Below are 6,799 nucleotides of genomic sequence, written 5' to 3'. Positions count from 1 at the left end.
CCCGGTCGATCCCGACGCTGGACGAGTCGATGCTCATCATCCGCTTCGCCGATCCGAGGGGCATCGACTTCTCGTACCTGCTCTCGATGCTGCACGACTCGTTCATGTCCCGCCCGAACACGATCGTCTGCCCGGGCGGCAAGATGGACCTCGCGATGCAGCTCATCTTCACGCCGATGGTCTGGCGATTGGTCGAACGGCGGAACCAGGCCCTCGGCCGTCCGTGAGCAGGGTCCTGGCGCGCGTGCTCCGGCCGGCGACACCCCTACTCGCCTTGTGCTTCCGCGAGGCCGTCCCGGAGGCCGGATGGGTCATGAAGAAAACGGGGACGGCGCCCGCGCCGCCGCCACTCTCCAGACGGGCACCACAGGGTGTGGCCCGGGCGGATTACGACGCCCTCGCCTCCGCCGGAGTGAGGTCGAGGCCCTCGGTGACGTGCCTACCGTGCCCTTGGCGTGCCGGCGCCAGCAGATGCGGGCGCCGGGCGGAGAGGTGGGTCAGCTGCCGACACGATAACCGCTCGGCTCGCGACACCCAGGCTCGCTGTGCCGCCGCGAGGCGCCCGCACCCGAGGCCGGCTCTCTGATCGAGCGCCATCGAACATGTACCACCAGGACGGCCCCCGGCGCCCCGCCGATCTGCTGCGGACGGCCGTGCTCCGGCTACTCGCTCAGGACGCCGACCACGGCGCGCTGCCCACCCTGTACGCCGCCACCGCCGACATCCCCGGCAACAGCTTCGCCGGCCCCAGCCACTTCGCCCACATGCGCGGCGCGCCGCAACTCATCAACCGGTCCGCCACGGCGCAGGACCCGGAGCTGGCCCGCCGCCTCTGGACCGCGTCGGAACAGCTGACCGGCATCCACACCCCAATCTGACCCTCCGCCCGCCGCGAAACCTGTTTGCTGGGCAGAGGTGGTGAGCGTGGTGAGGCCGGCGCGTTCGGCAGCCAGTTCGCACCGCACCACTTCCAGCAGCCGGGCAACCCGGTGCCGGCCTGCACTTCCCGCGCTGCCCCTGCTCAGCGGATGGGTCCGGTCGACGTCTGGCAGGGTAGGCGACAACGCGGCGAACCGGCCGCGGCGGCGAACTGGTCCCGTAAGAGCGCCCGCCAATACCACGCGGACCGCCGCAGACCGTCTCATGGATTCGGCACTTCAAAATCGTGCGGACTTGCTGCGACCAGCGACGGCCCACAAGCCCCTGACCCGCGCGAATAAGCCGGATCACACGTTGAAGCGGAAATCGTGACCGAGATGCAGCGCCGCAGGCCGTAGGGCCCATACCCGCCGTGATCTGCAGGAACGTTGAGCGACAGTTGTCATCGTTGTTAGCCCGTATGAGGGGCCGGCGCCTCGCTCGTAAGTTGGCGCGGGTCACCGTCACGGCGGGTGGCGGTGCCGCATTTACGGGAGGCGCCGGTGCTGATGGAGCGTACGTGCGTGGGCCTGGATGTTCACGCCCGATCAGTCGTAGGTTGCGTGATCGACAATGAGGGCGGGGAGATCGCCACGTTGCGGTTGTCCCCGAAGACCGATGCGATCGTGGACTGGGTGATGTCGTTGCCGGGGCCGGTGGCGGTGACCTATGAGGCCGGCCCGACCGGGTTCGGTCTGGCCCGGGCGCTGGCCGCGGTGGGGGTGCGGTGTGAGGTGGTGGCGCCCTCGAAGCTGGAACGCCCGGCTGGGGACCGGGTCAAGACCGACCGGCGTGACGCGGAGCGGTTGGCCCGGTTGTTGCGGATCGGTGAGCTGCCCGGAGTGCGGGTGCCCTCCGAGGCTGAGGAAGCGGCGCGGGATCTGGTGCGGGCTCGTGAGGATGCCCGCGGGGACCTGATGCGGGCCCGGCACCGCGTGTCGAAACTGCTGCTGCGCCAGGGCCTGGTGTGGGAGAACTCCGCGTGGACCGGGGCGCACGAGGCGTGGTTGCGGTCGCAACGGTTCGACCGGGTCGGGGTCCGGCTCGCGTTCGATGAGGCCTTCGACGCGGTGCTGAGTGTGCATGCCCGGCGGGACCGGCTGGATGCCGCGATCACCGAGATGGCGGCCAGCAGTTCGTTCGCGCCGGTGGTGAACCGGTTGGGCTGTCTGCGCGGGGTCGGGACGTTGACCGGGTTCGGGCTGGCGGTCGAGATCGGGGACTGGCACCGGTTCACCGGCTCCACGATCGGCTCCTACGTGGGTTTGGTGCCCTCGGAGTCCTCGAGTGGCGCCCGGCGGTCTCAGGGTGGGATCACCAAGACCGGCAACGGCCACGCCCGGCGGTTGTTGGTGGAGGCGGCCTGGCATCACCGCAAGCCCTATCGGCCCAGCCGGGAGTTGATCCGCCGCCGCGGTGGCCAACCACCCGCAGTCCGCGACCGCGCCGAGCAGGGCAACCGTCGCCTGCATCGACGCTGGGTGCGGCTGGATGCGCGTGGAAAACGCTCCACGATCAGTGCCGTCGCGGTGGCCCGCGAGCTCGCCGGCTGGACCTGGAGCCTCGCGGTCATGGACGACTGAGCTCTCCCCCCGGTCAGCTGGCGGGGCGGTGGTGACAGGCAAGTGCGAGGAGCGACCCGCGGCACAACTATGAGCAGCCGCATCCTGGTGATCACAGATGATGACCAGGGTGCGGCGATGCTCGACTTCTAGAGACGCGGAACGCTCCCGACGAACATCCGGTCATGCGGTAACCAACCCGCGCATATCAGTCTGACCGCGCGTCGACCACGACAGCCTTTCCACCACCGCCCCTGCCAGCCCCACAACGCTTCGACCAGGCCCCGATGCCAGCCACCGCGGCCACAAACGCATGGGCACTTGACAGAAGGTGCCCCCATATCAGTTGGTCGGCTGTCCTGCGTAGTAAGCAGGATCACTCGTCTGGCTCGATGACGTAGGCGAACGCGTCAACCTCTTCGTCTACCACCCAGCGGCCCTCAACTTTATAGAAGGCACCCACCGGCACCAAGCACGGTTGCCCTGCGCTGAGGTCTTCCAAGCGCACCCGCCGGACCTTTAAACTTTTATCCATTTCTGCCTCAAATCATTTGCGTTGTACTGATATTAGTACTAAAAAAATAATAAGCAAGCAAGGAGAGGTTGAAATGCCAAAGCGGATTGCATTTTATGAAGGTCGTTCGTACAAGGTTAAATCAGACAGAATCGAGATCCCGAACTTTGAGCAGATGGAACGGATGGCCGTTCTGCAATGGATGCTCCGCAATACTTACCCTCGCGGCTACGGCAAGCCGAATCCGCTTGCGGGTATGGGCGGCATTCTGAGAGTGGGCGGACAATGAAAGACTTTGTCCACATCGCTCAGAACGATTGGTACGACAAGCATGGTAACGGGTCAGATTCCCCCTGCGTTTCCGTGTGGAACCCGACAGGATTGCCAAACACTTACCTGAACACGCTGTCACATGATTGCCAGAAGCCCGATACGCTGCCTGACGGTCCACCCATCGGGAACGTAATAATCAGCGGCATCCAGTTCGGCGGTCCCCTTGACGATTTGGAGATGCTGTTCGATGCCGTACGTGAAGGTGTCGGCAACATGCGTGTTCAGTACGAGAACATGTTAGAAGCGGCTGAAGACGCGTTCATGAAGGAGGAGCCTGATCGTTGCGGGACTTGCGGAGAGCTTGGCGAGTGGTTTGGCGGCCTTGATGGCTACGACCATCTCGTGCACAGGCAGAGCACTGGGACGGTGGCATGTCCCGATCCGCAAGTAGTCGAGGAGATCAAGATCGCCCGCGAGGGCTAGAGGGGCGGACGTGAGTCTCGTCCAGGCACGCTGAAGTCGTGCGAAGGGTGACGGGGGCTTCGGCCCCCTCGCCTAAACGATTTTCCGTACTGCTACTTCGGGGCGCGAGGGTCCAGGTAAGCGAAAGTCGCGACAACCAATGCGCCTGCAGAGATTAGGGCAGACAGGACCGTCGCCATTGCGGCCAAGAAGGCGGCGGCCCCGTAGAACTTGCGGAAGGCGTTGCTGACGAAGCGTCCCCATGTACTTCGATGAACTAACATCTTGGCGTTGTACCACTTGTGAGCGACAACCTGGTTGCAGCCGCCAAGCAGACCTTTGCCGTTATGGATGCAATGCGTCTTGCCATCCCTGTTCAACGCCCCACACGGCACCCTGGCTTGGAACAGAAAGAACAACGTTGCTATAGCCGACAGGATGGCAATGGCCCCGTAACCCAAGTAGTGGGTGTACCAACCCCAGAAGATCACTGGGATGAGTATGTACCCCCAGGTGCGAGCCAGCTTCTTCTGTGTGCTCTTCTTGAGAAGCCGTGTTCGCGCCATGGGTATTAAAAGTATGGGGCGATCGATCGAGGACCAATCAACCGTGTGGGTGGTACCTGATACCTACTTGGCGGCTATCTCACATGCCTGTGGTTCCGACGCGCCGAGTGATGCATCAGCGTCGGCGAGTCGTCTAGCCGCTGACTGGGCGGTCGACGTGTTGGCCGCTGTGTCTACCTGAAGTGCCAGCCCTGGACCTGCATCAGGGTAAAAATCAGACCTACGATGAACACGACGCCAAGCAATACGGACCCGGCGATCTTCAGCCAGGGTGAAAGCCACTGTTCGTCAGGCTGGGCCGACGGTGTGCCCACCGCGCCGTCCCCTTGGGCACCGGCCAAGCTGATCTTGTTTCGCTTGCCTGTGACGGCGAAAGTGATGGCGTTGGTTGCGACCTCGGCAGGCGGAGTGTCGACTCCTTCGGGCAGGTTGGCTGAGATCTCGGCGATCATGATGGCGAGGGTCGTCCGCACCTGCTCGACGATGCCATCAAGGGCAACGGGCGAGACACTCCAGTAGATCTCCTGGATGGTCGCGTTCCACTTCGGCCGGGCATTCATAAGTCTCACAAGTTCAGGAGCACCGTCCGGTTGGAGCCTGACGTGGCCCTCCGTCGCTGACCGAGCAAGCCGTTCGATCTCGCCGATGCCTGCTTCGAGATTGACCTGATTCGTGATCTTATCCCGAGCAACCTCGGGAAGATCCAATGTGCTGATCGATTGGCCCCGCGCGTGCCACGCTGCGTTGATCATGTCGACGCGCGCACGGCCGAGGGGTGCGGGGATCTTGCGGTACTCCGGCAAGTCGTTGTCGGGCCCGTATCCACGCAGCTCCCTGGTTGCCCAGTCGCGAAGCTCGGTCGATCCCGCTTGACCGCCGAGAGCGATGACCTTGCGCAGGAGATCGGCGATCGGAGCACTGCTGTCAACAGCCCCCGCCTGGATCGCCTAGAGTAGCCGACCAACACTTGCGATCACACGACAGAGGGTATCGACGACCACCGACAGTACGTGGAGGTACCGTCGGTGACGGACAGTTGATCACCGCGCTGGACCGCAGATGGACCGCAGACGTTGCTCACGGACGCTCAACGACGAACGATGATCATGGCCTGCTTCACCCCGTCCACGCAGCTAACGAGTACCTTCGCGGCATGATGTTCAAGGACGAACAGACCCTGCATCTGTTCCGCTTCAACCACGACTGACCGGGACTTCTGTGCGCCGTCGCATCCTGCAGTCCACATTGCTGGTCGTCACCATCACCGCGCTCGTGCTCGGCGGCCCGCTGGCCATCACCACGTGGCGGCTCGTGGAGGACATCACCACCCGCGCACTGGCGGGTCGCCTGGAGCAGGTGATCCCGCGGCTCAACGGAGCCGACCCGGACCTCGAGAAGGCCGCCATCGAGCTCGCGGTGCCCGCGGGAGGCCGGCTCGTCCTGCAGCGGGCCGGGCAGCCGACCCAGGTGATCGGCGCCGACGTCGGGGACGACCCGGTGACGGTCACGCAGACGTTCGGTTCGGGCGGGACGCTCATCCTCGAGGAGCCGCTCTCCGACCTGCGCGCCCAGCAGATCCAGGTCACGCTCATCGTGCTGCTGCTCGTGGTGCTGTCGGTGGGCACCGGGGCCGTCGTCGCCACCGTCACGGCGCGACGGCTGGCCGAGCCGCTCTCCGACGTCGCCGACCGGGCCGCGCGGCTCGGCGCGGGCGACTTCCGGTCCGCGCCGAACCGGCACGGCATCCCGGAGCTGGACCGCGTCTCCGACGTCCTCGACACCTCGGCCGCGGCGCTCTCCGAGCTCGTCCAGCGCGAGCGGGAGCTCGTCGGCGACGTCTCCCACCAGCTGCGCAGCCGGTTGACCGCCCTGCAGCTGCGTCTCGACGAGCTCGCCACCCACCCCGATCCCAGCGCCCGGCGCGAGGCCATCGCCGCGCTGGAGCAGACCGAGAAGCTCACGGCTGTGCTCGACGAGCTGCTGGACTCCGCCCGCGCCGCCCGCGCCGCCGGCGCCGAGCTGCAGGACCTGCGTCAGGGGCTGTCCGCCGTGGCCGACGAGTGGCGCCCCGCGCTCAAGGCGGCCGGCCGCTCGCTCAAGTTCCGCGTGCCCGACGGGCTGCTCGCCCGAGTCACGCCCACCCGTATCCGCGAGGCCGTCGGCGCGCTGGTGGACAACGCTATCCAGCACGGCGGCGGCACCGTCACCCTCAGCGCGCGTTCGGCGGAGAACAGCATCGCGGTGGAGGTCTCGGACTCCGGCGCGGGTGTGCCGGAAGAGCTGGTGCCGCACGTGTTCGACCGCGGGGTGTCGGTCGGGTCGTCCACGGGACTGGGGCTGGCGCTCGCCCGCGCGCTGGTGGAGGCCGACGGCGGGCGCCTCGAGCTCTCCCGGGCCCGCCCGGCGATGTTCACGATCTTCCTGCCCGCCGCCCGCGCGGACGACGTGGTGGCCGCGCCGCGTCCCGCGAGCACGAGCCCGCGCTGACGGCCCGGACCCGGCCG

At 66.1% G+C, this 6,799-nt stretch carries 7 protein-coding genes and 1 pseudogene; 6 read left to right on the top strand and 2 right to left on the bottom strand.

Translation table 11 applies throughout. The features are described 5' to 3' along the window. The 5 genes and pseudogenes from JWR81_RS24865 to JWR81_RS24845 form a co-directional block, all read left to right on the top strand. Nucleotides 1-227 (top strand): annotated as a pseudogene (locus JWR81_RS24865) (phosphoribulokinase); the annotation flags it as partial. A 375-nt stretch (nucleotides 228-602) separates the two neighbouring features. After that, on the top strand, nucleotides 603-878 hold the full coding sequence (locus tag JWR81_RS24860; RefSeq protein ID WP_297657963.1) for a hypothetical protein: 276 nt from the start codon (nucleotides 603-605) through the stop codon (nucleotides 876-878). Nucleotides 879-1,427: 549 nt separating this feature from the next. Beyond that, a complete protein-coding gene (locus JWR81_RS24855; protein WP_297657969.1) occupies nucleotides 1,428-2,501 on the top strand; it encodes an IS110 family transposase in 1,074 nt (357 codons plus the stop codon). A gap of 587 nt (nucleotides 2,502-3,088) precedes the next feature. Then, nucleotides 3,089-3,283: a hypothetical protein gene (locus JWR81_RS24850; protein WP_297657960.1), complete on the top strand. Its 195-nt coding sequence runs from the start codon at nucleotides 3,089-3,091 to the stop codon at nucleotides 3,281-3,283. Beyond that, entirely contained in the window at nucleotides 3,280-3,750 is a 471-nt protein-coding gene (locus JWR81_RS24845) for a hypothetical protein (RefSeq protein WP_297657957.1), read from the top strand. The genes JWR81_RS24850 and JWR81_RS24845 overlap by 4 nt, the downstream gene beginning before the upstream one ends. A gap of 92 nt (nucleotides 3,751-3,842) precedes the next feature. Here the strand turns inward: JWR81_RS24845 and JWR81_RS24840 are convergent, their stop codons facing one another. Both JWR81_RS24840 and JWR81_RS24835 read right to left on the bottom strand, forming a co-directional pair. Further along, a complete protein-coding gene (locus JWR81_RS24840) occupies nucleotides 3,843-4,220 on the bottom strand; it encodes a hypothetical protein (protein ID WP_297657954.1) in 378 nt (125 codons plus the stop codon). A gap of 248 nt (nucleotides 4,221-4,468) precedes the next feature. Further along, a complete protein-coding gene (locus JWR81_RS24835; RefSeq protein WP_297657966.1) occupies nucleotides 4,469-5,239 on the bottom strand; it encodes a hypothetical protein in 771 nt (256 codons plus the stop codon). A 274-nt stretch (nucleotides 5,240-5,513) separates the two neighbouring features. Between JWR81_RS24835 and JWR81_RS24830 the strand changes: the two genes are divergently transcribed. Further along, a complete protein-coding gene (locus JWR81_RS24830) occupies nucleotides 5,514-6,782 on the top strand; it encodes an ATP-binding protein (RefSeq protein ID WP_297657951.1) in 1,269 nt (422 codons plus the stop codon). Nucleotides 6,783-6,799 lie beyond the last annotated feature (17 nt).

The sequence above is a fragment of the Pseudonocardia sp. genome (assembly GCF_025965585.1).
Taxonomy (GTDB): Bacteria; Actinomycetota; Actinomycetes; order Mycobacteriales; family Pseudonocardiaceae; genus Pseudonocardia.
The sequence above is the reverse complement of the archived record's forward strand: the minus strand, read 5'-3'. Positions and strand labels throughout refer to the sequence as shown.

Coding starts and splice junctions, on each gene's coding strand:
- JWR81_RS24860 (WP_297657963.1), top strand. CDS start 603: ATGTACCACCAGGACGGCCCCCGGCGCCCCGCCGATCTGCTGCGGACG.
- JWR81_RS24855 (WP_297657969.1), top strand. CDS start 1,428: ATGGAGCGTACGTGCGTGGGCCTGGATGTTCACGCCCGATCAGTCGTA.
- JWR81_RS24850 (WP_297657960.1), top strand. CDS start 3,089: ATGCCAAAGCGGATTGCATTTTATGAAGGTCGTTCGTACAAGGTTAAA.
- JWR81_RS24845 (WP_297657957.1), top strand. CDS start 3,280: ATGAAAGACTTTGTCCACATCGCTCAGAACGATTGGTACGACAAGCAT.